General features: G+C 37.8%; 25 protein-coding genes. 4 read left to right on the forward strand and 21 right to left on the reverse strand.

Going from position 1 to position 24128, the window contains the following annotated elements; translation table 11 throughout:
• Window positions 1-53: 53 nt before the first annotated feature.
• The 14 genes from AC4IF5_RS16610 to AC4IF5_RS16675 form a co-directional block, all read right to left on the reverse strand.
• Complete coding sequence (locus AC4IF5_RS16610; RefSeq protein WP_490736419.1) at window positions 54-578, reverse strand: O-acetyl-ADP-ribose deacetylase; 525 nt, start codon at window positions 576-578, stop codon at window positions 54-56.
• Window positions 568-1467: an ADP-ribosylglycohydrolase family protein gene (locus AC4IF5_RS16615; RefSeq protein ID WP_490736421.1), complete on the reverse strand. Its 900-nt coding sequence runs from the start codon at window positions 1465-1467 to the stop codon at window positions 568-570. The genes AC4IF5_RS16610 and AC4IF5_RS16615 overlap by 11 nt, the downstream gene beginning before the upstream one ends.
• Window positions 1468-1470: 3 nt before the next feature.
• On the reverse strand, window positions 1471-2106 hold the full coding sequence (locus AC4IF5_RS16620; protein WP_490736423.1) for a DUF4291 domain-containing protein: 636 nt from the start codon (window positions 2104-2106) through the stop codon (window positions 1471-1473).
• Window positions 2103-3335 (reverse strand): TIGR02452 family protein, encoded by a 1233-nt coding sequence (locus tag AC4IF5_RS16625; protein WP_490736425.1) that lies wholly within the window; start codon window positions 3333-3335, stop codon window positions 2103-2105. Before AC4IF5_RS16625 ends, AC4IF5_RS16620 begins: the two co-directional genes overlap by 4 nt.
• 80 nt (window positions 3336-3415) lie before the next feature.
• A complete protein-coding gene (locus tag AC4IF5_RS16630) occupies window positions 3416-4486 on the reverse strand; it encodes an adenylosuccinate synthetase (protein ID WP_490736427.1) in 1071 nt (356 codons plus the stop codon).
• A gap of 58 nt (window positions 4487-4544) precedes the next feature.
• Window positions 4545-5399, reverse strand: coding sequence for a hypothetical protein (locus AC4IF5_RS16635; RefSeq protein ID WP_490736429.1), 855 nt, complete (start codon window positions 5397-5399; stop codon window positions 4545-4547).
• Between the two features lie 2 nt (window positions 5400-5401).
• Complete coding sequence (locus AC4IF5_RS16640) at window positions 5402-5737, reverse strand: hypothetical protein (RefSeq protein ID WP_490736431.1); 336 nt, start codon at window positions 5735-5737, stop codon at window positions 5402-5404.
• Between the two features lie 136 nt (window positions 5738-5873).
• Window positions 5874-6416 carry a riboflavin biosynthesis intermediates N-glycosidase gene (gene ybiA / locus AC4IF5_RS16645; RefSeq protein ID WP_490736433.1) on the reverse strand — a complete coding sequence of 181 codons (543 nt, stop codon included), beginning with the start codon at window positions 6414-6416 and terminating at the stop codon, window positions 5874-5876.
• Between the two features lie 338 nt (window positions 6417-6754).
• On the reverse strand, window positions 6755-7450 hold the full coding sequence (locus tag AC4IF5_RS16650) for an NUDIX hydrolase (RefSeq protein WP_490736435.1): 696 nt from the start codon (window positions 7448-7450) through the stop codon (window positions 6755-6757).
• Between the two features lie 248 nt (window positions 7451-7698).
• Window positions 7699-9495: a translation elongation factor 4 gene (lepA, locus tag AC4IF5_RS16655; RefSeq protein WP_490736437.1), complete on the reverse strand. Its 1797-nt coding sequence runs from the start codon at window positions 9493-9495 to the stop codon at window positions 7699-7701.
• A gap of 217 nt (window positions 9496-9712) precedes the next feature.
• The gene (locus AC4IF5_RS16660; RefSeq protein ID WP_490736439.1) at window positions 9713-10747 is read right to left on the reverse strand and encodes a hypothetical protein; all 1035 of its coding nucleotides are present in this window, start codon (window positions 10745-10747) and stop codon (window positions 9713-9715) included.
• Window positions 10748-10856: 109 nt separating this feature from the next.
• Window positions 10857-11372, reverse strand: a complete 516-nt coding sequence (locus AC4IF5_RS16665; RefSeq protein WP_490736441.1) for a hypothetical protein — start codon at window positions 11370-11372, stop codon at window positions 10857-10859.
• Between the two features lie 5 nt (window positions 11373-11377).
• Window positions 11378-11872 (reverse strand): hypothetical protein, encoded by a 495-nt coding sequence (locus AC4IF5_RS16670; RefSeq protein ID WP_490736443.1) that lies wholly within the window; start codon window positions 11870-11872, stop codon window positions 11378-11380.
• 65 nt (window positions 11873-11937) lie between these two features.
• Window positions 11938-12489 (reverse strand): RNA polymerase sigma factor, encoded by a 552-nt coding sequence (locus tag AC4IF5_RS16675; protein ID WP_490736444.1) that lies wholly within the window; start codon window positions 12487-12489, stop codon window positions 11938-11940.
• Window positions 12490-12671: 182 nt separating this feature from the next.
• Between AC4IF5_RS16675 and AC4IF5_RS16680 the strand changes: the two genes are divergently transcribed.
• The 4 genes from AC4IF5_RS16680 (at window position 12672) to porW (ending at window position 17182) form a co-directional block, all read left to right on the forward strand.
• Complete coding sequence (locus AC4IF5_RS16680; protein ID WP_490736446.1) at window positions 12672-13421, forward strand: Rossmann-like and DUF2520 domain-containing protein; 750 nt, start codon at window positions 12672-12674, stop codon at window positions 13419-13421.
• Window positions 13411-13929, forward strand: coding sequence for a KdsC family phosphatase (locus AC4IF5_RS16685; RefSeq protein WP_490736448.1), 519 nt, complete (start codon window positions 13411-13413; stop codon window positions 13927-13929). Before AC4IF5_RS16680 ends, AC4IF5_RS16685 begins: the two co-directional genes overlap by 11 nt.
• An 8-nt stretch (window positions 13930-13937) precedes the next feature.
• Window positions 13938-14501: a Maf family protein gene (locus tag AC4IF5_RS16690; RefSeq protein ID WP_490736450.1), complete on the forward strand. Its 564-nt coding sequence runs from the start codon at window positions 13938-13940 to the stop codon at window positions 14499-14501.
• 146 nt (window positions 14502-14647) lie between these two features.
• Window positions 14648-17182, forward strand: coding sequence for a type IX secretion system periplasmic lipoprotein PorW/SprE (gene porW, locus AC4IF5_RS16695; protein ID WP_490736452.1), 2535 nt, complete (start codon window positions 14648-14650; stop codon window positions 17180-17182).
• A 71-nt stretch (window positions 17183-17253) separates the two neighbouring features.
• Here the strand turns inward: porW and tsaB are convergent, their stop codons facing one another.
• The 7 genes from tsaB to rnr form a co-directional block, all read right to left on the reverse strand.
• Entirely contained in the window at window positions 17254-17928 is a 675-nt protein-coding gene (gene tsaB / locus AC4IF5_RS16700; protein ID WP_490736454.1) for a tRNA (adenosine(37)-N6)-threonylcarbamoyltransferase complex dimerization subunit type 1 TsaB, read from the reverse strand.
• Window positions 17929-18005: 77 nt separating this feature from the next.
• A complete protein-coding gene (locus AC4IF5_RS16705; RefSeq protein WP_490736456.1) occupies window positions 18006-18755 on the reverse strand; it encodes an SDR family NAD(P)-dependent oxidoreductase in 750 nt (249 codons plus the stop codon).
• 132 nt (window positions 18756-18887) lie between these two features.
• The gene (locus tag AC4IF5_RS16710) at window positions 18888-19259 is read right to left on the reverse strand and encodes a YraN family protein (protein ID WP_490736458.1); all 372 of its coding nucleotides are present in this window, start codon (window positions 19257-19259) and stop codon (window positions 18888-18890) included.
• A gap of 8 nt (window positions 19260-19267) precedes the next feature.
• Entirely contained in the window at window positions 19268-19759 is a 492-nt protein-coding gene (locus AC4IF5_RS16715) for a hypothetical protein (protein ID WP_490736460.1), read from the reverse strand.
• A 2-nt stretch (window positions 19760-19761) separates the two neighbouring features.
• Window positions 19762-20691 (reverse strand): S66 peptidase family protein, encoded by a 930-nt coding sequence (locus AC4IF5_RS16720; protein WP_490736462.1) that lies wholly within the window; start codon window positions 20689-20691, stop codon window positions 19762-19764.
• Complete coding sequence (locus tag AC4IF5_RS16725) at window positions 20688-21374, reverse strand: LysE family translocator (protein WP_490736464.1); 687 nt, start codon at window positions 21372-21374, stop codon at window positions 20688-20690. The genes AC4IF5_RS16720 and AC4IF5_RS16725 overlap by 4 nt, the downstream gene beginning before the upstream one ends.
• A gap of 273 nt (window positions 21375-21647) precedes the next feature.
• Window positions 21648-23801, reverse strand: coding sequence for a ribonuclease R (gene rnr / locus AC4IF5_RS16730; protein ID WP_490736466.1), 2154 nt, complete (start codon window positions 23799-23801; stop codon window positions 21648-21650).
• Window positions 23802-24128: the final 327 nt, after the last annotated feature.

A 24128-nucleotide genomic window follows, 5' to 3' on the forward strand; every position in this document is an offset into this window, starting at 1 on the left:
TTTTTTTTCGTTCACTGAGCTTTTATTTTTCCTCTAATACACAAATATTTTTATTACTGATCCTGAAGAGGCAAGTTTAAAAGCCTTTTATAAATTTCTTCATTGTCATCATCAAAACAAACAAAAATAACTTTCTCTATGGTATCTGTTTTAAATTTCCTGACCTCATCCACAGCAATTTTTCCCGCCAGTTCTTTTGGAAATCTATAAATTCCTGTGCTGATGTTTGGAAAAGCTATTGTTTCTACGCCAAGGCTTTCTGCCAGCTTTAAAGAATTGATATAGCAATCTGACAAAAGCTTTGAAGATTTTTCTTCATCATTGTTCCAAACCGGTCCTACTGTATGGATAACATATCTGGCAGGAAGATTTCCTGCAGCAGTTACTACAGCTTCTCCGGTATTACATTTTCCCTGTCTGTTTCTGATGGCTCTGCATTCTTCCAGAATCTGTGGTCCTCCTGCCCTGTGAATCGCTCCGTCTACGCCACCGCCACCAAGCAGGGATGAATTGGCAGCGTTCACAATGGCATCTGCATGGATCTTTGTAATATCTCCTTTGATCAGTTCAATGTTCATAAAATTGACTTTTTTTCCAGTTTTCTATCTTTTTCGTCCAATCAGGAATTGTATCCTCGTCACAACATAGTATGCTTACCCCACCGGCCATTGCACAGGTTGTATCTCTGTCTCCTAATGCTGACACTGTATTCCATAGGCATTCTTCAAAATTCTTCCTATATCTTGACAACATCCAGATGACGAGCGGTACGGTGTCCTGTGCAGTCATTTTAATTCCGTTTCCAAGGGTTTTTACAAGCAATTCTATGCTTGGGTTCCCATCCAGATAAAGCGCTTTATTCAGTTTGCTTTTCATATCAGAATCATTCAGCTCATTCTGAATTTTATACATGAAATCCTGCTGATTCATCCGGATCATCCCTGATGTTTCCTGAACAGCAAAAGCAGCCGCTAAAGCGATTGCCTTTGTTCCTTCTATCGCTTCTCTGCTGGCATGGGTCACTTCACAGGAAAGTTCAGCATTTTCTTTAAGCTTATCAAGATCATCATAAAAATAAGCTCCAATGACTGATGCTCTCATAGCCCCACCGTTTCCCATAGAGCCCTGTCCTTCAAATTTTGAGTAAGAAACCTCTTTCCAGCTCTCACCGTTTTTTACTGCTCTGAAGTACTGATGCATAGAAGGTCCGTAACCTCTGCTGATATCCAGATAATAATTTTTTGTAAACTCTTCTGCCAGATCATCCTGATCGATTTTTCCCCATTTTTTCAATGCGTTGAAAACAGCGACCGACATAATGGTATCATCTGTAAAATCCAGGGCCACTTCGGGAAGAATCCTCTGATAAATATAAGCTTTCACCAGACTTTCCTCTCCAAAAAAGCATTCTCCGAAAGCATCTCCTATGGAACTTAAGAGATTTTTCTGCAAGAAGGAGTTTATCATGTTTCATTTTAAATTCAGTTTTCTTTTTAAGCTGTCGTCATCAAATAGCAACATCTTTTCTTCAGGAATCAACAAGTTATTCAGCTCATTATTTAACACAAATTGATACTGTTCTTTCACAAAGCCTGAAATATCTTCAATGAGAATGATATCTTGATCAGCAAAAGATCTGATAAATTTACCCCTCAATCCAATCTGTATCGCTTTCCTCTCCAATTTGTTTCCAAAAGGATCATGATCCGGATCCCATTGCAGCCTGACTGAAGATTCTTTTACATGAATCTGCCATTCTTTCCTTGAAACTTCCTGTCTTTCATTGTAGGAGGAATAAACACTGTTTTCCAGATATTCTCTGAAAGCCTCCTTCTTTAAATGAATAGCAAGAACGCTCTCCTGTCCTTCTTTTGTACCCCAGCCATTCCGGTACATCATCCACAGAAAATTGGGTTTTATCCAGGTCATTCTTTCCAGACTGAATTCTCCACCAAAGTATTGATTTTTAACAGCAAATTCTCCTATTTCTTTCTTATATGACTGATATACTACAATTTTCTCATCGTCATATTGTGCCATGATATGGTATCCTTTTTGAGGCCAATCAGGTAGCTGCTCTTCATATTTTTTTAATTTAAGTTTCATTGTATTTCTTCAAATGGCTTCAACATTTCTTCTTTCTTAGTCAGGATAGCAAAAACCACTCTTTTGAATTTGTTTTTATACTTTCCATGCAGGTATTTTCTAAACAGCTCAGCGATTTCTTCCGGATCATTTTTAAAAACACCACATCCCCAGGCTCCCAGTATCAATGTTTCATTTCCCTGATCTAAAGCTAATGCCAGCATTTTATCGGTTCTCACTTCCATTGCTCCGAAAATCTCATGCGCTCTTTCCGGCTCCTGTTTTTTTACAACGCCCGCATTGACCGCTGGAGAGGTGATGAAGTTACATAAAACAGGTTTCGGCAGCAACTCTCCTTTATCTTTTCTGAAAACAGGAACTTTTGGGCTGTAGATCATTGTATCTGTATAAAAGCAGGATTCCATCGCTCTATGGATGGTATAATAATCCCAGGCCTGCAGCAAACTTTCATATAAAGCTGAAGTTCTTGCCAGACTTTCTTCCTGGGCTTCCGCTCCGTTGATAAATCCACCGCCAGGATTTTTGGCAGAAGCAAAATTCAGGCACATGATTTTTTCCTGATCCTCTTCTTCAGAGAGCTTTAAAATGGCTCGTAAAGAGCTGCACCTCCAGACTTCAAATCTTGTTTCAAAATCTTTTCCGGGTAACTCATTCCGGGTAAGTTCCGAAAGCGCTTCGGGAGAATACAGAACGGTTCCTTTCTTACAGGTTTCCAGCTCGTTTTCCAGATGTATTTTTTCGTTGTTTTCGTTAAGATAATATTTTCTGGCAAGAATTTCCAAAGTATCCTTTGCCATTCCTTTATTTGTCATCGTTAGTTTTTTTATATTTAACAATAAGCTTTCTACGTCATCATTGGCAGCTTCTTTAAAGTCTTTTCCTATAAACACTTTAGTCACTCTGATCTTTCCTGTAATGGCTTCATTGAATGTTTCCAATTCTTCTGAAGGCACCCACAGCTCATTATGGTTTCTGGCTCCTACATTTTGAGCGGGATATTGATTAGCCACTTCTTGCAAAACATCAAATTCAGTCACAAAACCAAGATAGTTTCCTGCTTCATCTCTGGTATTCCATTTTTCAGCAATTTCTGATGCGTAGCTTTCATCGAGAACCGGATAGAAAACAGGCTGCCATTCCAGTCTCGGAGGAAATTTTTGAAATCCGCTCTCCATGATCAGAATCATTTCTTTTTCACCTACTGGTCTGTAAAGTTTTGTTGTTTTCATCGTTACTTACTTTTATTCATTATCAATATCATCATTCTATTCCCAAACTAATATAAAATTAATCCCTCTATCTGCAGGAATTAAAAAAGCTTTTTAAAATCTTTTGAATAGGGAGAATATGATCCGTAAACAGAATCGAATTCTATATTCAGCTTTTCCGGCTCAAATTTTTCATCAGTCTGATCCAGGCAGGTAATCACAAGATTCTTTTGGGTTGGGCAGCAATAAGCTCCGTCCAGTTTTAATGCATAATTCAACAGGCCATAATCTAATGTTCCCAACCGAAACTCTTTCTGGTATTCATTAAAGGTACATGTTTCCTCTTCGTTATTTCTGAGATTCATTTCCTTTTCATTGCTCATCCAGCCGTTTCCATGCCGGGTTGCATAGGCTCTTGTTACGTAATACATTTCAATATCTTCAATTTTTAAAAATTGACAGATCTGGTATGCGTTTTTTGATGTTGTATTCGCATAGGTCACATGGGGAAAAATCCCATGATCCATATCCAGTAAAACTCCCTGGCTGCCTTCAAAAATAAGATGATCAAATGTATTCAGGTAGGTATAGTCATCTATTTTCCAGTCTATTTTATCAATAGCCTCTAAAAAGGCCTGCAGATGTTTCTCAATCTCATTTTCATCTGCAAAGCCATAGTAGTAAGCAATTCCTTTCAGCTTTTCAATCAGCATTTCCCTTGGAGCAATCAGATCAATGGCAAATAATTTATAGGGACTTTCATTCCTCTTCATTGTGGCTCCCACTCCTTTTCCGCATGTTCCATGCTCCAGATTTCTGGCACTGGTCCTGTTTTGCCAGACATCAAAGGGTGTCGTTACTTTTGCCAATGGGTGAATGTGCAACTCAATATTTCCTTTTTTTGCTTTTAATTCTTCCTGTTCATTCAGCAAAAATGTGGGATGAATAGTGCAGTGTTCAGTAAAGTAAGAAGGCAATCCCCGTAACGCACCGCTTGCAAAACTGGAATGGATATGCTTTCTACCTCCGATCATTACAGTATGGGCCGCCTGCTGTCCTCCGGAAAATCTTATGACTACAGCCTCCGGATTCCGGCCTGCTAAAAAATCTGTGGTGATCCCTTTTCCTTCATCACCAAAACCAAGTCCTATAACTATTTGTGCCTTTTTCATGTTCTACTGTTTATTTTTTACCATCTTCTTATGTCCCATCAGGAAATAGTATTCAGATCTAAAGCATCTGAATATCATCTACGCCCCGGATTCCTGATCTTCCAAAGGTCTGATCTTTAAACTTATTACAGATGATATTTTTAATCACGTTAGGAATTTCCCTGTGATCTTCTATTGATATGCAATTTTGCCCCAGCAGATCCTTCCAGCCTCTGTCTGCCCGTATTGCCTGATCGGAATGTAATACACTGATATGATATACTTCATATCTTTTTTTCGCTTCTTCCAGCAATTCTGTATGGGTATAAGTATGCTGACCGCTCCCCATAATCTCCCTGATAGCAGAAGCAGGAAGTGTTCTCAGACAAGGCTCATCTCCTACCGTAAACAGTAAGCCTTTTTGTTTTCTTTTTTCAAAGGCATCTGTCCTCGTATGAAATGCCGCAAAATACCAGGCTAAAAGATAGCTTTCACCTGCATTTCCTCCGCCTCCGGATTCAATATAGGTGCGGGTAAGCCACATATCGAGTTCTTCATCTCCTGATTCAAACTGTCCTACCTGAAGCGGATATCCGTCACATTCATGATCTCCGATTCCTAAGAATAGCAAGGCTGCATCCGGTACTCCTCCCTGGATGATTCCCCCCATCAGCTTTGGTAAGCCTTCCCGGATCAGTTCGTGCGGGATATGTCCCATACTTCCTGTAACATCTAATCCTAAAATAACAGGAACAGAGTTAGGATGAACTTCAGAGTCCCTGGATTCCCTGAAAGAAATACCATAAGGATTCATTGATTCATGAGCTTTTCTTTTGGTATTCTGAGTGAAGATCTCACTTGCGGATTTTGTTCCGTAACCTGCTTTGCTTGCTCTGTCATAACGAGCGTCCATATCGTATCTAGTACTTCCCATAGCTAAAATGTTTTTCCAAATAAATATTCAAATCTCTTTCTGGTTACTTCAAGCTGAATATTCAGATTTCTGATTGTTAATGATAATTCCATGTCTTTCTGAACAAATGCTTCGGGATTAAAATCCGCAAAGGTTAAGCTGTTCCTGTCTAAAGGGCTGATATCAATAAGACCTTCCTGTTCCCTTTCCAGTCTCTTGATCTTCAGTTCAATATCTTCAACCCGGCGTCTGTAGATCAATTCTGAATCTGCTCCGATTGTCCTGGCCCGGTCTTCTCTGATCTGATCATTATTTCTCTGTAATGATTCGATAAATCTTGGTTTTAATTCATCTTCCATAAGTTTGTTATTTTGTGTTATAATTACGCAAAAACAAGAAGGCATAATTTTAGACTCTTATTTTCTGTAAGGCAAAGCATTTTTCAATATTCTTCTTTTTCATCATTACTATTTTGTGTGTGGTTGTTGTGTGTTTTTACCCCCTTAATTCATCTCTTACTTCCATCAAAGCAAATCCTAAAAGATTCTCTCCTTCCCATAACAATGGATTTTCAGCTCTTTTGTCTGTTTCCAGCATGCCAATTCCCCAGATCTTATCATAAGGACTTGCTTCCACCAGAATTTTATCTCCGGTTGACAATAAAAAATTTTTGAATTTCTGGTTCTGAGAAAATTTTAAAAAATTTCCTTTTTTCACGATCTCATATTTATGCTCATCCCAAAGCTGAGGATCGAAGTCCTTTACTTTCCGCCCCAGACTTTTTGCCTGATCGGGAGCTGCTGACTGTAAGATCTTTTCTTCTATTTCCGTATCATTGAACAATCTTGCCTTGGCAGCCATCATATAGTGCTCAGCCGTCTTATAAAGAATACCGTCCTCTTCAAAATTCCCCGGAAACCACTGACTGAAACAGGATTTGGTCACCTCATCTTTCACCGTGTGTCCCCAGAAAAAGAGAAACCTGATCCTTTTCTTTTTCTGAAACTGCTCTTTAATATTCTGACTGGTGCATTTCATTATTGTGTTATTTATACGCAAATGTAATACAATATTAGTCATTGTACCAAATTTATTTGTGTTATTTTTACACTAATTATCACAAAATACTGATTTTCAGAATAATAAATTTTAATCGAAATTTTAAAAAACCGTAATATATAACAAAATATACCTTTTCTTTGGCCACGAATGCCGAATATTTTTTACAGTCTTTATACGCATTTATGATTTAAAAAATTCATTATCATGAACTTTTATTCGTGCAATCGTGGCATTTTTACTTACTTTGAGAACCTTTTAATCATCAAGTGATTGAGCCAATCACTTGATTTTAAATATAAATTGTAGCATTAAAACTATTTGATTTCGAAGTAGAATCCCTGCTCTTCAAGTTCTTTGTATTTTTCCTGATTAAAGGTGAAAAGCTTTCCAGGTCTTCCGCTGCCTTCTTTTTTGACATTATTGGTTTCATTGAGCAGTCCATAGCTCATGATCTTTTTACGGAAGTTTCTTCTGTCTATTTCCTGGCCTACAATAGTTTTGTAAAGATTTTCAAGATCTGAAAAAGGGAATTCTTCATTGAGAAGATTGAAGCCGATCGGCTGGTATTGAATTTTGGTACGGAGTCTTTTTAACGCTATATCGATAATACTTTTGTGATCGAATGCCAGTCCAGGAAGCTTATTTACACTGAACCATTGCGCATCTTCTGCATCTGAGTCTGCAAACAGTTCATGGTAAGAAGGGTTTACGAGGCCCAGATACGCCACAGAAACCACTCTATTCCTCGGGTCACGCCCTACATTACCAAATGTATACAATTGCTCCAGAAAATCGGGCTTTATGCCCGCTTCTTCATACAGCTCTCTTTTTACGGCATCATCCAGATTTTCGTCATCCAGAACCAGACCACCCGGAAGAGCCCATCCTCCTTTAAAAGGTTCAATATTTCTTTTGATCAAAAGGATCTGAAGATCTTTTTTGTCGAAATATCCGAAAATAACAGCGTCTACTGCCACTTTTATATCCTGTAGTTTCTTTGGAGTCTCCATAAAATTAATTTGCGTTACGAATACACAAAATTACAATTTATCATAACAATAAAAAAATTTCAGATACAATAAAAATTGATCCCTTTAAATTACCGTTATAATCAACTTAAAATTAAACATTTATGAAAAATTCACTCCCTGATCCAAGCCAACCTGGAAAAGAAATGAAAACAATGGAAATAAAATTCACGCGTAAAAAGTAAATAAAAAAACCGCTTCCATCGAAGCGGTTTCTGTTTTATAATGAATTAGTCATTAAGCTTTAATACAGCCATGAATGCAGACTGTGGTACTTCTACCCTTCCGATCTGCTTCATTTTCTTCTTACCTTCCTTCTGCTTTTCCAATAGCTTACGCTTTCTTGAAATATCTCCACCATAACATTTTGCGGTAACGTCTTTTCTTAATGCTTTGATCGTCTCTCTGGCGATAACTTTCGTTCCTAAAGCAGCCTGAACCGCAATATCAAACTGTTGTCTGGGGATCAGCTCACGAAGTTTCTCACACATCTTTTTACCGATGCTGTAAGCATTACTGTCGTGAATCAGTGATGAAAGGGCATCTACCATATCACCGTTGATCAGGATATCCATCTTTACAAGTTTGGAAGCCCTGAACCCGATCGGGTGGTAATCAAATGATGCATATCCTTTGGAGATTGATTTCAATCTGTCATAGAAATCAAATACAACTTCTGCCAACGGCATATTGAATATCAGCTCAACTCTTTCAGATGTTAAATAGCTTTGATTGACGATCTCTCCTCTTTTCTCAATACATAAGGTCATTACGGCTCCTACGAAATCAGATTTTGTAATGATAGAAGCCTTGATGAACGGCTCTTCCACTCTATCCATGATCGACGGATCCATCATTTCAGAAGGGTTATTGATCAGGATCGGAACTTCCGGTTCTTTTTTGGAATATCCAAAGTAAGATACGTTCGGTACCGTAGTGATCACGTTCATATTGAATTCTCTGTCAAGACGTTCCTGAACAATCTCCATGTGAAGCATTCCCAGGAATCCGCAACGGAATCCGAAACCAAGCGCCGCAGAGCTTTCCGGCTCGAAAACCAGCGATGCATCATTAAGTCTCAGCTTCTCCAATGAGAATCTCAGCTCTTCAAAATCTTCAGAATCAATTGGATAAATACCGGCAAATACCATTGGTTTTACTTCCTCAAAACCTTCGATAGGTCCCGATGCAGAGTTTTCAAAAGAAGTAATGGTATCTCCTACTTTTACTTCTCTTGCATCTTTAATCCCGGAAATAATATATCCTACATCTCCTGTTTTAATTTCTTTTTTAGGTGCCTGCTTCAACTTTAGGGTTCCTACTTCATCAGCTTCATAGGTCTTTCCTGTCGCCATGAACTTTACCTTTTCTCCTTTTTTGATACTTCCGTTGACTACCTTAAAGTAAGCTTCAATACCTCTGAACGGATTGTAAACAGAATCGAAGATCAACGCCTGAAGCGGTGCTTCAGGATCTCCTACAGGTGCAGGAATTCTTTCTACAATCTGTTCAAGCAGATTGTGTACCCCTTCTCCTGTTTTTCCTGAAACCCTCAGCACATCTTCATATTCACATCCGATAAGATTCATGATCTCATCCGTTACTTCTTCAGGGTTTGCAGAAGGAAGGTCTATTTTATTCAGGATCGGAATGATGGTCAGATCATTTTCTAACGCGAGATATAAATTACTGATCGTTTGTGCCTGGATGCTCTGTGCAGCGTCTACGATGAGAAGCGCTCCTTCACAGGCCGCAATGGAACGGGATACTTCATAGGAAAAGTCAACGTGTCCCGGTGTATCGATCAGATTTAAAATATATTTTTCTCCTTTATATTCATAATCCATCTGGATCGCATGGGACTTTATCGTAATTCCACGCTCTTTCTCCAAATCCATATCATCCAGTGTCTGGGCCTGTAATTCTCTTTGGGTAACCGTATTTGTATACTCCAAAAGACGGTCTGCCAGGGTACTTTTACCATGGTCGATATGAGCGATTATGCAAAAATTTCGTATGTTTTTCATTTAAGAATCTTGTAATTTGCAAAGATAAAAAAAAGCGAGAGATTATTGTCTTTCATTTTGCTCAATATTAAATGCTTAAATCCAGAGGAATTTTTTAATTAAATCAATAGGTTCGATTTCAAAGCCTCCTATCTGGCAGAAACATTTATTAAGCAATTACTGTTTCTCTCACAATGAATCTCCAGATTCCACAAATCAAAAAACAGAAATGATTTTCTTATTTATATTTTCTATATTTAACAAAACCTTCCGGTAAAATATATTCCCCTGTAAGCGCATCAATCCCTACTCTATAATACTTTGCATTTTGTTTGCGAGCTTTTGAGGAAGTGACATCTATTACAGCCCCTATTAAACCTCCTATTGCACCAAAGGCTCCTGCTCCTACAATAGTCATTGTATTATCCTGCGGAAAGAGCTCTTCTTCAGAGGCTATTATAAAGAATCCATCATTATCTTTTTCAATTGCAATAAGACTTGTGGGCGTTTTTTTATAAGCAATTCCACTGTCGACAATCGCAAAAAATCCTCTGCTTAGATTATCATAGCCATCTACCCTTTCTACCCCTTTAATCACCCCTCGTTTATTCTTTCTTACAGTAAGTTCTTTATCCGGCTTTTGTTCTGCAAATGATTTATAATCTCTATAAACACCATCCGCAAAAGAGCCGGAACTATATATGGGCAACTGTTCAGATATCACTTTTTCATAATTTTCAAGATCCGTCTCTGAAATAGGAATTCCCAATCCTGTTTCAGAATAGGAATCCTTTACGATATTGGATAATTCTGCTGAAATTTTGGCAGCTATAGCTCTGGTAATATAAGCATGATCTCTCTGTTGAAAATCTTTTGAAATTCTAATTTTTTTTAAAAAATAGTATTTACCGTTTTTCTCTAAAAAAGTAGATATTCGCATTTCCAGGTGTCCCATAACTGACCTTTCTGTTGGTATATCTTTCACCTTTACATGTTCCAGTATAAGGAAGTACTTATTACTTCCCCGTTCTTTGTTATTTTCTAAAAACCAGTCTGCAAATAATTTTTCTAGATCATCCTTCTCAAATCTTACCTCATAAGGATCTTTTCTATGAGAAACTATTCCTATAGCTTTGTCTTCTCTTCTGTCAAGTAAAGTAAGAGATTGGGCTACATGATTTTTATCTTTTATATTGTTTCTGAGTTCTATCAATTGAATTTTTTGAGCAGAAATAAATACTGAGAAAAAGATAAACAAAATAATTTTTTTCATAATGTATTTTTACAGTTTCCACAAAAATATAAATTTGTTCAATATTAAATTAAACGGCTCTCACAAAAAAAGATTTGTAAGAGCCGTCCAACATTAAAAAAATAAACTATTATGGGTTTTGTTTAGGTCCCGGAGCATTATAGTTTCCGTGAGGTTTTCTTTCATTCATTTTATCTCTCATCATTCCTTCAGACTGAAACAGCTTCAGAACTTTCTGACAGGGAATCACCTGCTGCATTTTATCTGCATATTTCTTTCTGTTATCCAGCAATTTTTGTCCCAACTCAAAGCTTTGCTGCAACTTAGCTTTCGCTTCGTCATCAGAAAGGGTTTCCGGATTAAAATCCGAGTTGGATTTGAACTGGTTTATTATTTTTTTCTGGCTATCCAGATATTCATTATATACCTGTATAAATTCAGTTTTATCACTTGCATCTATGGCCAGGTTTTCTATCACCATATTATTCCTAAAATTCTTAAGCAGCTCTTTTCTTTCTTCGGGAGAAAGATTATTGATGACTTCTTTTCTTTGTTTAGGATCCATTTTTTTCCAGTTATAGTCCGTCCTTTGGGCATTTAAGCCAAAACCATAAATAATCAAAAATGTCAATAATATCTTTTTCATCTTTTTTAATTGTATAAATCCAAATAAACGTCCTGAGTTGAGTTACTTGCTAATTCTGCGATTTCAGAATTAGAAAACGAATCCAAATATTCATTCATCTGGGTTTCTTCTTTTTTTGTCACAGCTTTCACCGTTTTTGGTGATTCTGTTGTATTTTCATTTACATTTTCGCTTTTAACGGCGTAAGCTTTATTATTTTTCTGATTTTCAATTGTTTGATTATTATTTTCAACAGAAGTTAAATCAGCTTTTAAAGTTTCATAGGCAAGTTCGCTTTCCGTTTTCGGTTCTCCTGTATTGACCGCATATGCCTGTTCTGCATTCAGTGTTTTTTCCACGGAATTGTCACCGGAATTGAAAACATAGGTTGCTCCAAAGATCAAAGCCAGCGATGCAGCCGCTGCATACATCCAGTTCAGCTTAAAGACTGGTGCTTTTTTGCTTGTCTTTATATCATTCATAACATTCTCCTGAATATTTTCAAATAAATTATCAGGCATTGTGTAAATGTTTTTACGCTCAAGTTTTTCTATGTCGAACTCTTTCATCTTTGTTTTCTCAAAAATTAGCTTTCGTAATTTTCTTTAATATAATCTTCTATTTTTTGTTTGGCATAATGATAATTGGTTTTTAGGGTCCCTACAGACATCTCTACGATCTTCGATATCTCTTCGTAGGGCAAATCATCATAATACCGCATCATAAATACCAGCTTCTGCTTTTCAGGCAGGCTCTGTATGGCGTTCTGCAACAGAATCTGTATTTCTTCCGCATCACCTCCCACATTATCGGCTACAAGATTCTGCATATGGTACTCGGGATCTTCATCGGTCTTCTGCATCTTCTTCATTTTATTGACCTGCTGCAGTGCTTCGTTGGTAGCAATTCTGTACAACCAGGTATACAGCTGGCTATCATTTTTGAACTGATGAAAATTCTGATAAGCTTTAATAAAAGTTTCCTGCAAAGTATCCTGAGCAAGATCTCCGTCCACAATAATTCTTCTTATGTGCCAGTACAATCTGCTTTGATAGGCATCCATCAAGGCACGGACACCTTTATCCTGGGTCCGTGGATTCTGCATCAACGAAATAATTTCCGCGTCCTTAATCTTCATGAGATGCCTTTCATTGTTTTGGATTACAAAAATAACTGAAAGTTAAATTAATTTTTCAATTTTCAGTGTAAATATTAAAAATAATATGAGACAGTTACGCAATAAACGTGCCTATATTGAACTTCCGGGTTTCTATTCCGCCCATCCTTTCCCGGCTCGGCTTAAAATCTTATATTTGTTAGATGCAAATTGTAATTATCGGTTCCGGAAATGTTGCTTATCACATGGCAAAAGCTTTCACATTGAAAGGTATTTCCCTCGTCCAGATTTTTGGCAGGAACGAAAAAGAATTGAGTAAAATTTCTGAAGAGCTACATATTCCCTACTCTACCGGGCAGCTGGAAGATGCGGATCTTTATATCATCTGTGTGAGCGATAATTCTGTGGAGGAAGTTTCAGGGATTGTTGCTAAAAAAGATACCCTGGTTGCCCATACTTCAGGCTCGCTTCCTAAAGAAGTTCTTGCCGGAACGTACAGAAAGGCCAGCTTCTACCCTTTGCAGACCTTTTCAAAATCAAAAGAGCTGGAATATGAAAAAATTCCGTTTTTCATTGAAGCAGAAAATGAAGAGGACAAAAAAACACTGTTTGAGCTTGCTTCCAAAATTTCAGAGAATGTGATGGAAAGCGATCACGAAAAAAGAAAATATATTCACCTGACGGCAGTTTTTGCCTGCAACTTTGTGAACCACCTTTTTTCTAGGGCTAAAGAAATTTCGGATTCCCAGGAAATCCCGTTCGATTATTTTTTGCCGTTAATCGATGAAACGGTTCAGAAAATTCATGAAATTGAACCTAAAAAGGCTCAGACCGGACCTGCGGTGAGAAATGATGTAAGAATTTTGGAGTTGCATGAGCAGTTATTAAAAGACGAAAGTCTTGAAATTTATAAAACAATGAATCATTCTATTCAGAAAATGTATGAGCTATAAAGAGAAATTAAAAGATATTAAAGCATTTGTATTTGATGTAGACGGAGTTTTTACAGACGGGAGTGTCTATTTAATGCCGGGAGGAAATATGAGCAGGGTAATGAATGTACTGGATGGTTATGCCGTGGTTAAAGCATTAAAAAACAATTATCTGATAGGCGTTATTACCGGAGGAAATGACGAAATGGTAAAGCACAGGATCAATTATCTCGGTATTCAGGATTATTATGCGAAATCACATAACAAAATTGAAGACTTTGAAGATTTTAAAAGGAAATATAATCTTAAGAATGAGGAAATCCTGACGATGGGTGATGACCTTCCGGATATTCATATCATGGAAAGTTCGGCTATTGCTGCATGTCCTGAAAATGCGGTTCCTGAAGTGAAAGGTATTTCCCATTATATTTCTCCGAAAAAAGGAGGAAGCGGTGCTGTACGTGATGTTATTGAGCAGGTAATGAAAGTACAGGGGAACTGGCATGATGATAACACCCAATCTGTATAATCACTTCTATGAAATTACTTTTAGCATCACAATCGCCCAGAAGAAAAGAATTGCTTTCCAGCCTTGGCTTTGATTTCGAAGTTGTAAAAATAGATTGTGAGGAGATCCTTCCGCAGCACATCAGAATAGAGGAAGCCGCTGCTTATTTATCTGAACTGAAAGCGGATGCATTCAGAAGCCTGGAAGCGGATGAAGTATTACTGACAGCAGATACCGTGGTAGCAATCGATGATCAGATCCTGGGGAAACCTAAAGATGAAACGGATGCGTACAATATGCTCCAGCAGCTTTCGGGAAGAATCCACCAGGTCTATACGGGAATTACAATCAAAACTGCAGACAGAACCTTTACGGAAACTGATGTGGCTGATGTGACATTCGATACCATCAGCGATGAAGAAATACAGTATTATATTCAAAACTATAAACCTTTCGACAAAGCAGGAAGCTACGGGATTCAGGAATGGCTGGGCATGGCCAAGATCAGGAGTATGACCGGAAGCTTTTATACCATTATGGGACTTCCTACCCATCTTGTTTATAAAATTCTGAAAGAAACGTCTCTGATTTAAAAATTATGGAGACTCCCACATTTGTAAAGAAGAAATAAAATCTTTCAGGAAGAAATATAAATATTATTCATTATAAAATTTTATTATTTTTACAAAATCATCAAACTGCTGATAATAAAAAGCAGATTAGCGAGTTATATTGAATAATGAAAAAGAATATATTATTCCTTTTAGTGATATGTCTTGTTGCTTCCTGTGCTACCAAAACAAAAAAGCCGGAGCAGCGATCAAAGCTATTGAAAGGATTTTCCACATATTACAACACCCTGTTTAATGCTGAAGACGCGTTAAACAGTGAGTTTACATCCAGAGATAAGGGACATAAGGATAATTTTTATGCTCCTTATATTCCTATTCTTACGTTTGAAGAGCAGCCTTTAGGCAGTGATCTTGGCCAGACTGAAGCTTTTGCAGAGAATTCTATGAAAATGGCTGAAGTCGCTAACAGGCCTCAGGGAAGAGGAAATTCCGGAGTTCCCAATATACCCGGAGGACCGGGAGCTAATGCCGAAAATCAGGAGGAAGGTCCAGCCAAAGGAGCTACCACACTGGAAATTGCGGAAGCAAAAGCATTAAAAGCAATCAACAAATATTCTGTAATCAGAAACGGGGAAGAAAAAAACAAGCAGATTTTTGATGCCTATATGATCCTTGCCCAGGCAAGAATATATCGTGGTAAATCCCTGGAGGCTCTGGACGCGCTCAATTATGTCTTCACACACATGAAAGATGATAAAAGGCTTCCGTTGGCAAGAATTTATCAGGGTCTGGCTTATGATAAGATCAAAGATTATCACCGGGCCCATGAAACTTTTGCCAAACTGAAAGGAGAGAAGATCGATAAAACTTATGCCAAGCTGCTGAGCATCTATTACGCTGAATCTCTTTTAGATGCAGGAAAAAAGGAAGATGCCGCCAAAGAGCTTGATATCGCTTTTGAACTGAACAACAACCGGAAGCTGAAAAGCAGAATCGCCTACCTGAGAGGTCAGGTCCTTGAAAATCTGGGACAAAATGACAAGGCGAGAGAAAGCTTTGCAGCGGCTTACAAATATGCAAATGATTTTGAATTTGAAGTAAAATCTCAAATCGCTATTGCGAAAACCTTCAATGGCAAAGGGGATTATAACGGTGCAAAAAACTATCTGGAAAATATCAGCAAGAAAGGAACGTACGGTTCCAGAAAGAATGAGTTTTATTATGCTTTAGGTTTAATGGCCAATAAGGCAGGCAAAAAAGATGAAGCACAGCAGTTTTTCAGAAAATCTTTATTTGAAAAGGTTTCAGATCCCCAGATCCGTGGTCTGGCCTATTATGAAATAGGGAAGGGCTATCTTGATAAAAATGACTATATCGGAGCCGGAAGTTATTATGACTCCGCTCTTGCCGTGATGACCTATGAGCCTTCCAAAGTATTATTAAAGGATCAGTCTGAATACATTAAAAAGATCTCCAGGAACTACTATCTGATCAAAAAGAATGACAGTATTCTTGCTCTCGCAAAGATGGACAATACCCAGAAAACAGAGTTTTTCTCCCAATATATTGCCAAATTAAAGATCAAGGAAGAGAAAGAGGAACAGGAGAGAAGACGTGCTGAAAGAAATAAAGGGTTTGATACCGGTGACTATAGCGCAAATTCAGTTTTTGCCAACAGTTCCAATTCTTTTGAAGATTTTGGGGTAACGACCAAAGGTTTTTATTTCAGCAATACAGGAACAGTAAGCAAAGGAACATCCTCGTTTAAACAGGTATGGGGAGACAGGGCTCTTGCGGATAACTGGCGTTTCTCCAAGAAAATGGCCACTCTCGAAGACATGAAGAATGAAGCACTGGGAGTAACCTCAGCACCTAATCCGAGACGTTTTGAACCGGCTTATTATATTGAGCAGATCCCGACGGATCAAGCCAAACTGAGCCAGCTAAAAAAGGACAGGGATACCGCTTCTCTGGGATTAGGGATCATGTATCAGAATTATTTCACCAATACTCCCCTGGCTACGAAAACCTTATATGATCTTGTGGATGTAAAACCAGAAGAAAAAGTAATGCTTCAGGCCCTGTATGAAATTTTCGCAATGAATTATGAGAAAAATCCTCAGGCTTCAGAAAAAGCAAAACAAATACTTCTGACAGATTATCCTTATACTTCTTATGCAGAATTTGCAAGAAATCCTAAAAATAAGTCTTTTGTAAAATCAACAGAAGAGGTTGAAAATGAATATAAAAGGGCATATGCCTTATTTGAATCGGAGAAATTCGGGGAAAGTAAAGAGCTGATTGACCAGACCATTCAGAAGTTTCCGAAAGACGCACTGGTTCCTAAACTGTATCTTTTAAATGCCTTCAATTCGGGAAAATCGAGTGGGAAAGAGGTCATGATATTACAGCTTGAGCAGATTGCGCTGAACTATTCCAAAACTCCTGAAGGAATAAGAGCTAAAGAAATGCTGAACTACCTGAAAAGCGACCTCAGCTTCCAGGCAACAGATAATAAAGGGAACACCATCCCACAGCAGCCTCCCGGAGCTCCCAATGGCAATGGTACACCTCAAAAACCGGAAGACCTCAATAAAATACAATCAATCAATAATATAGATCAGCCTGACCAGGGCAATACACAAAAAAATAAAAAGCTGAACTCAAACAAATCAGGATCAGTACCCGCAAAACCTCAATAAAACAAAAAAGCGAAGATTAAATCTTCGCTTTTTTGTATATAATTATTTATTTTTTCTGGACATATAGGATCTTACGATTTCTTTTTCTTTACTCCATGAAAGTCTTTGAGATAAAAAGGTTCAAAATAAGCGATATCTTCAAATTCGCTGTTTTGTATTTTCTCCAATGTCTTTTTGATAAGATATTGCGCGGAAGGGTAGACATCGTCTTTAAAGACCGCATCAGGAAGCTGCAAAATATCTTTTGCCTTTTTTGCTCCATCACCAGCGAAAATGATTTTTTTGTCTTTAAATTCTTCAAAAGAAGCCTCATCTAAAATCTTCGCTTCGGTTCCGGATACTTCCTTACCCGTATTACCGTCATAAACGGCCGTATAAACCTCCATTCTCCTCGCATCGATCAAAGGGACTATAAAGTCGTAATTATCGCCTAAAAACGGCTCTATCATGCTTTCAAGAGAATTTACTGCAATGAAAGGTACTTTTAATCCGTAACAGAATCCTTTTGCAGAAGCTGCACCGATCCTTAAACCTGTATAGGAGCCCGGCCCTTTTCCCAAAGAAACGGCATCGATATCCTTAAGTGAGATTCCAGCTCCTTCCAAGGCCCATTCTACATAAGTATGAAGGCTCTCGGACTGCTTATAGTTTTCAGAAACCTCTTCACAAAGACATAGCAGTTTTTCATCGTCTGATATTGCTACAGAGCAGTTTTTAGAGGAGGTTTCGAGATATAGAATTTTCATTTTTTTTATTTTAAGCTAAATTGCGAAAGAGCAAAATCGTTTTACATATGCCGCAAATTTAATCCTTTATTTTGAGACTATTTTCTATAGATTGTTCTTGGTTCTGACTGGGCACTTGGATAAATGGTCATATCAGAAATGGTAACATGTTTTGGAGCATTGATACAATAAGCGATCGCATCTGCTATATCATCTGCCTTCAAGGGTTCATATCCCGCGTACACTGTTGCCGCCTTCTCATCATCTCCTTTGAATCTTACCAGAGAGAAATCTGTTTCTACCGCGCCCGGCTGAATATTGGTCACCTTGATGCCAGATCCGGTAAGCTCAAGCCTCATTCCTTCAGAAATCACGTCTACCGCTTTTTTGGTAGCACAATAAACCACACCGTTTGCATACGTTTGTCTTGCTGCTACAGAACTGATATTTACAATATGACCTAAATTTTTAGTTTTCATTCCGGGAATGATCATCTTTGAAACATAGAGCAATCCTTTTACATTACCGTCGATCATAGAATCCCAGTCATCCGTCTTACCGTCAGAAAGAGGATCAAGTCCATGGGCATTTCCCGCATTATTGATCAGAACATCAATATCTTTCCAGTTTTCAGGAAGCGAACTGATTGCATCCTCCACTTCTTCAAGGCTTCTCACATCGAATTTCAAACTAAATATTTCGGTATATTGAGATAGTTCAGATTTTACCGATTCAAGGACCTCGTTTCTTCTTCCACAGATAATGATCCTGTTTCCCTGTTTAGCCAAAAGTTCCGCAGTGGATCTGCCTATTCCGGAAGTGGCTCCGGTGATTAATATTGTTTTCATAAAAAATTAATTATTTAATGATATCAGCATAACAATTTGCCGAAGCAGCGTATTGCTGCGCTGATACCGGATACTATCTATCAAAGTAAACGACAGCGGAATATATCACTTCACAATCTGTCTTTTGCATGGTTAATTCGCATCAAACGCCTGAAAAGCATCGGTTATATGGTTGATGATAAGGTTCTTATTTTCATCCGGAAGAATGGAAATAATGTCAAATCTTACCTCATTGTCTTTTTCAAATTCTTTCAGGTAGCGGTTGGCAGCGGAAACAATTGATCTTATTTTTGTTTTGGTGACTGCTTCCTGTGGCAGCATGAAGGCGTCTGTAGATCTTGCTTTCACTTCAACAATTATCACTAAGTCATCTTTCTCAGCAATAATATCGATCTCCGCTTTCTGAAAACGAAAGTTCCTGACAAGGACCTTATAGCCATTCTTCTGAAGATAATCAGCTGCCATATCTTCTGCTGCTTTTCCAAAATCATTGTGATCAGCCATTGTTTCCTTTATTTATTGAGTTTAACGGCTTTTCCTTCTGAAGCTATTTCAAATTCCTCATCAATCCAGGATTTCAATTCAGTATGAAGATCAAAAAACAGCTCTGCATCATTTCCTTCTATCAGAACTTTGGAAATATCATAGGGAATATTGATATATTTTTCCTCGTTTTGAATTTGCAGTTTATAAAATTCATTTTTAAAATGCGCAGATGTGGAATATTCAATCCTATCTGTTTTTATGATTTCCGGTACAATTACCTTTATGTCAGACTGCATTACTTTTTTAAGGATTTCCTGCAACTCTTCCGGCAATTTATCTTTTATAGTAGTAATTCTTCTATACTGTCGTCCATCATTATTATCGGGAAAGTAGCCCGGATCAAAATGCCAGAAAAACTGAAGCCTAGTTTCAAAGGTCCGGGAAATTAATAAATCCTTGCATATAAATTCTCCAATAAAACCTGGAGAGTAAGAATATTTAAGAATTATATTATCCATTTTTAAAACTCGATCTTTACTTTAGACTCAACCTTTACCTTAGCTTTTCCACCTATAATAAGAGGTCTGTTATCTTTAATATGCCCGTTCGGAAAGCCAAATACTACAGGGAATTTATATTTTGAAATTCTTTCTGAGATCAGCTTATAGGCAAACCCGTCAAAGCTTTCTTCATAGCTTTTGTTTTCTTTTTCATCGCCCATATTGGTCATTCCCCCTACGATAAGTCCTTTGATCTTATTGAAAACTCCTGCCAGCTCAAGGCTCATGATCATTCGGTCCAGCGCATAGAAGTTTTCTCCGATATCTTCAATGAATAAAATTTTATCTCTAAAATCAAAAGAATACCGGGTTCCCAGAAGGGCGTAGATCAGGGCTAAATTTCCTCCGACCACTTCTCCTTCCATATTCCCTTCTTTATTCAGCTGATGTGATTTTAAGCTATATTTAAGCGTTTTTCCTTTTAAAATATCAAAGATCAGATCATAGCTCTCATCCGTCACTCCAAAACTTGATGTTTTGATGGTCTGCCCATGGATAGACACAAAGCCTTTTTTCAGCAGATAGCTTTGGATCACCGTATTATCGGAATATCCGATATACCATTTCGGATTCTCTGTAAATCCTTTCAGTCTCAGATGCTGAATCAGGTGCTGACATCCATAGCCTCCTCTGGAAGCCCACACGGCACAGATTTCTTTGTCGTTTAAAGCCCAGTTGAGATCTTTTAATCTTTCCTTTTCTGTTCCGGCATAGTTATACCCATTCGAAAATCTGGAGTAAAGATGTTCTCCCAATACAGGCTCAAATCCTTTACTTTTAATCATTTCTATCCCTTTTTCAAGCTGGGAAGCATCTACAGATCCGGCAGGGGAAATAACAGCAATTTTAGCCCCCTTCTTCAGGGCTTTTGGAAAGACATTTTTTTTCATTTCGTTTGTTGATATTTTATTTCTTTTTTCTCTGCTTCTTCCAGCTGTCTTTCAAACTGATTGAATTTTTTGAAACTCTGCAGGAAGATAAAGAAGCTGAAAATAATAAGAATAGCCCCCACAATCCTTCTGATCTGGTTGGCCAGCTTCTGTGTAAGTTTATCGTGAAATTGTTTGGCAAGAAATATTTTAGCAAGGTCAATACAGAGATAAGTGGCGATCACAATACCTATATATAAAACAAAACTGCTGGTATCCGGATATTGATTCCTTACGGAAATTACCGTTACCAGCCAGAAAAGGATCACTCCTACATTTAAAAGGTTAAAGAAAAAACCATTAAAAAAGGTCTTTATATAATTTTGGCCAATGATCTTTTCTTCACCGGGCATATGCATCTTGGTCCTCGTGACCAGCATGACAATCCCATAAATAAAAATCAGAATGGAAGTGATCCTGTAAAAGCCCGGATGCTTATCGATTAAGGTAACAATATCTGCACTGGCATAATATGCTGCTACAATACACAACAGATCTGCAGTGATAACGCCAAGATCCAATGATAAGGCATGCTTTGGGCCTCTGGAAAAGCTGGTTTCGATCAGGAGAAAAAATATAGGTCCTATAAAAACCAGACTCAACATGAATCCTAAAATGATGGCAGATAGTACTAATTCAAGCATTTAATAAGTTTTAAAATGAAAAAATTTCATTTCGTTTAATACAAAGTTAGACTTTATGATTTAATTATTCAATAAAGTTGTGATATATCAACTTTATTTTACCTGCTGTTTTGCGTATGATTTTAAAAAGAAAGCTGAAGGCGGGAAAGAGGAGTTCCTGAAGAAAAATGAAGCGGTAAAGAAGTTTTATCATTGTAAACTTCATAAAAAATAAAGAGGTTATTCCAGCTTTGGAATAACCTCTTTTCATTAATTATTTTTTTGATTCTGATATTATTCAACGATCTTAAAATCCAGCTGTTTCTGTATCAGATTTGCTTTCACTACTTTGATCTTAACCTGATCGCCCAATTGGTATTTATTTCCGTGTCTTATGCCGTATACCGCATGGGTTTTGGCATCATACATATAAGAATCATCTACAAGATCTCTCAGCTTGATCAGACCTTCAGCTCCGTTTTCAGGAATTTCTACCCAGAATCCGAATTCAGCAACACCGGAAATTACCCCCGTGAAAGTTTCCCCAAGATGTTTTTCCATAAATTTTACCTGCATGAACTTGATAGAATCCCTTTCTGCATCTGCTGCCAGTCTTTCCATTGAGCTGCAGTGCTTCGCTTTGTCCTCCAGCTCCTGTCTGCTTGGAGATTTTCCGCCATCCAGATAATGCTGAAGAAGGCGGTGTGCGATCAGATCGGGATAACGTCGGATAGGAGAGGTGAAGTGGGTATAATACTCAAACCCCAGCCCATAGTGACCGATCGGTTCTGTAGAATATACCGCCTTGCTCATACTTCTCATCGCCAGCGTTTCGATCATATTTTCTTCTCCTTTTCCTTTGACGTCATGAAGAAGCTTATTTAACGATTCGGCAACCTTTTTCGTGTTGGCCAGATTCATCTTATATCCGAAAGTGGCCACAAAGTCCCTTAATGATTCCAGTTTTGCAGGATCCGGATCATCGTGAACCCTGTAGATGAAAGTATTATTGGTAATCTCATCTTTTCTTGATAAGGATACGTATTCCGATACTTTTTTATTGGCTAAAAGCATGAACTCTTCGATCAGGTGATTGGAATCCTTGCTTATCTTAAAGTAAACCCCGATCGGTTCATTATTTTCATCAAGATTGAATCTTACTTCGCTTCTGTCAAAAGTGATCGCCCCTTTTCTGATACGTTCGCTACGCATGATCTTCGCCAGTCTGTCAAGAACATTGATCTCTTCTGCCAAATCTCCTTCACCCGTCTCTATACGTTCCTGGGCTTCTTCATAGGTAAATCTTCTGTCTGAATGAATGACTGTTCTTCCAAACCACTGCTTCTGAATTTCAGCCTGATCATTCAGTTCAAAAACTGCTGAGAAGGTATATTTATCTTCGTGAGGACGAAGGGAGCATACATCATTGCTCAGTACTTCAGGTAACATTGGAACAACTCTGTCTACCAGGTATACTGAAGTAGCTCTCTGATAGGCTTCATCGTCCAGAATCGTTCCCGGCACCACATAATGGGATACATCCGCAATATGAACACCGACCTCCCAGTTTCCGTTCTGTAATTTTCTTATGGATAGGGCATCATCAAAGTCCTTGGCGTCTTTAGGGTCAATGGTAAATGTACAGATATTACGCATATCCCAGCGCTTTGCTACCTCTTCATCCGTAATGGCTCTGTCTATCTTATCCGCGTCCAGCTCAACTTCCTGTGGAAACTCGTAAGGAAGACCATATTCTGCAAGGATAGAGTGGATCTCCGTTTCATGCTCTCCCGGAGCACCCAATACCTGTGTAATTTCTCCCTCAGGATTTTTATCACCAGGCTTCCATTCAGTCATTTTAACGATAACCTTATCGCCATCCTCCGCATTATTGAATTTGTTCTTCGGAATAAAAATATCTGTATTGATCGTTTTTTTATCACAAACCACAAACCCGAAATCCTTATGCGCAACCTTCTGAAAAGTTCCTACAAATTCTGTTCTGGTTCTTTCCAAAACTTCCAAAACGGAGCCTTCCAGTTTCTTTCCTTTATAATGATAAGTTATAATAAGAACCTTATCTCCCTGCAGGGCGTCCTTTACGTTCTTGGAGTGAATGAAGATATCATCTTCCATTCCCTCCACATTTACGTAAGCATTTCCGCTCTGGTTGAAATCTATAATTCCGGTTAATGTTCCCGCAATTTTCAGATTCACGATATACTTTCCTCTTTCCACTTCTTTGATCTTTTCAGATCCCTGAAGCTTATGCAGTGCCTGGATCACAAGTTCCCTTTGTCTCGGGTTCTTGTAATCTATCCCGTCAGCGATCTGCTTATAATTATAAATTTTTGATGCATTTGCATTCATGAAACGCAGGATCAGTCTTCCGATCTCCATCAGTTTCAAATCATTTTTATGACTTATATATTTTCTTTTTTTTGGCATTTTAATTTTCTTTTAATTGTTTCTGGTTTTCATTCAAATGAAACCTCTTCTAATTTCTATCTATTACTACAGATAAAGGTAATTCAATTTTTGCTATTTATCCCTTTGAGTAAATCATCAGCAATTTCCTTTCAAACTTACTTATAACGGGAGTTTTAGTTTTGTATAAATTTAATACAATTATAGAGAAGAAAAGAGAAAAACCTTTTACTAAATATATTTTGAATATGATAAAGGCTCTTAGTGAGAATAATAGAGTATAATTTCTATTGAACAATGCAAATGTACGAATAAAAAATAAATAAGGCTTGTAATATGATTTACAAG

The organism is Chryseobacterium sp. UF-290 (genome assembly GCF_058245615.1).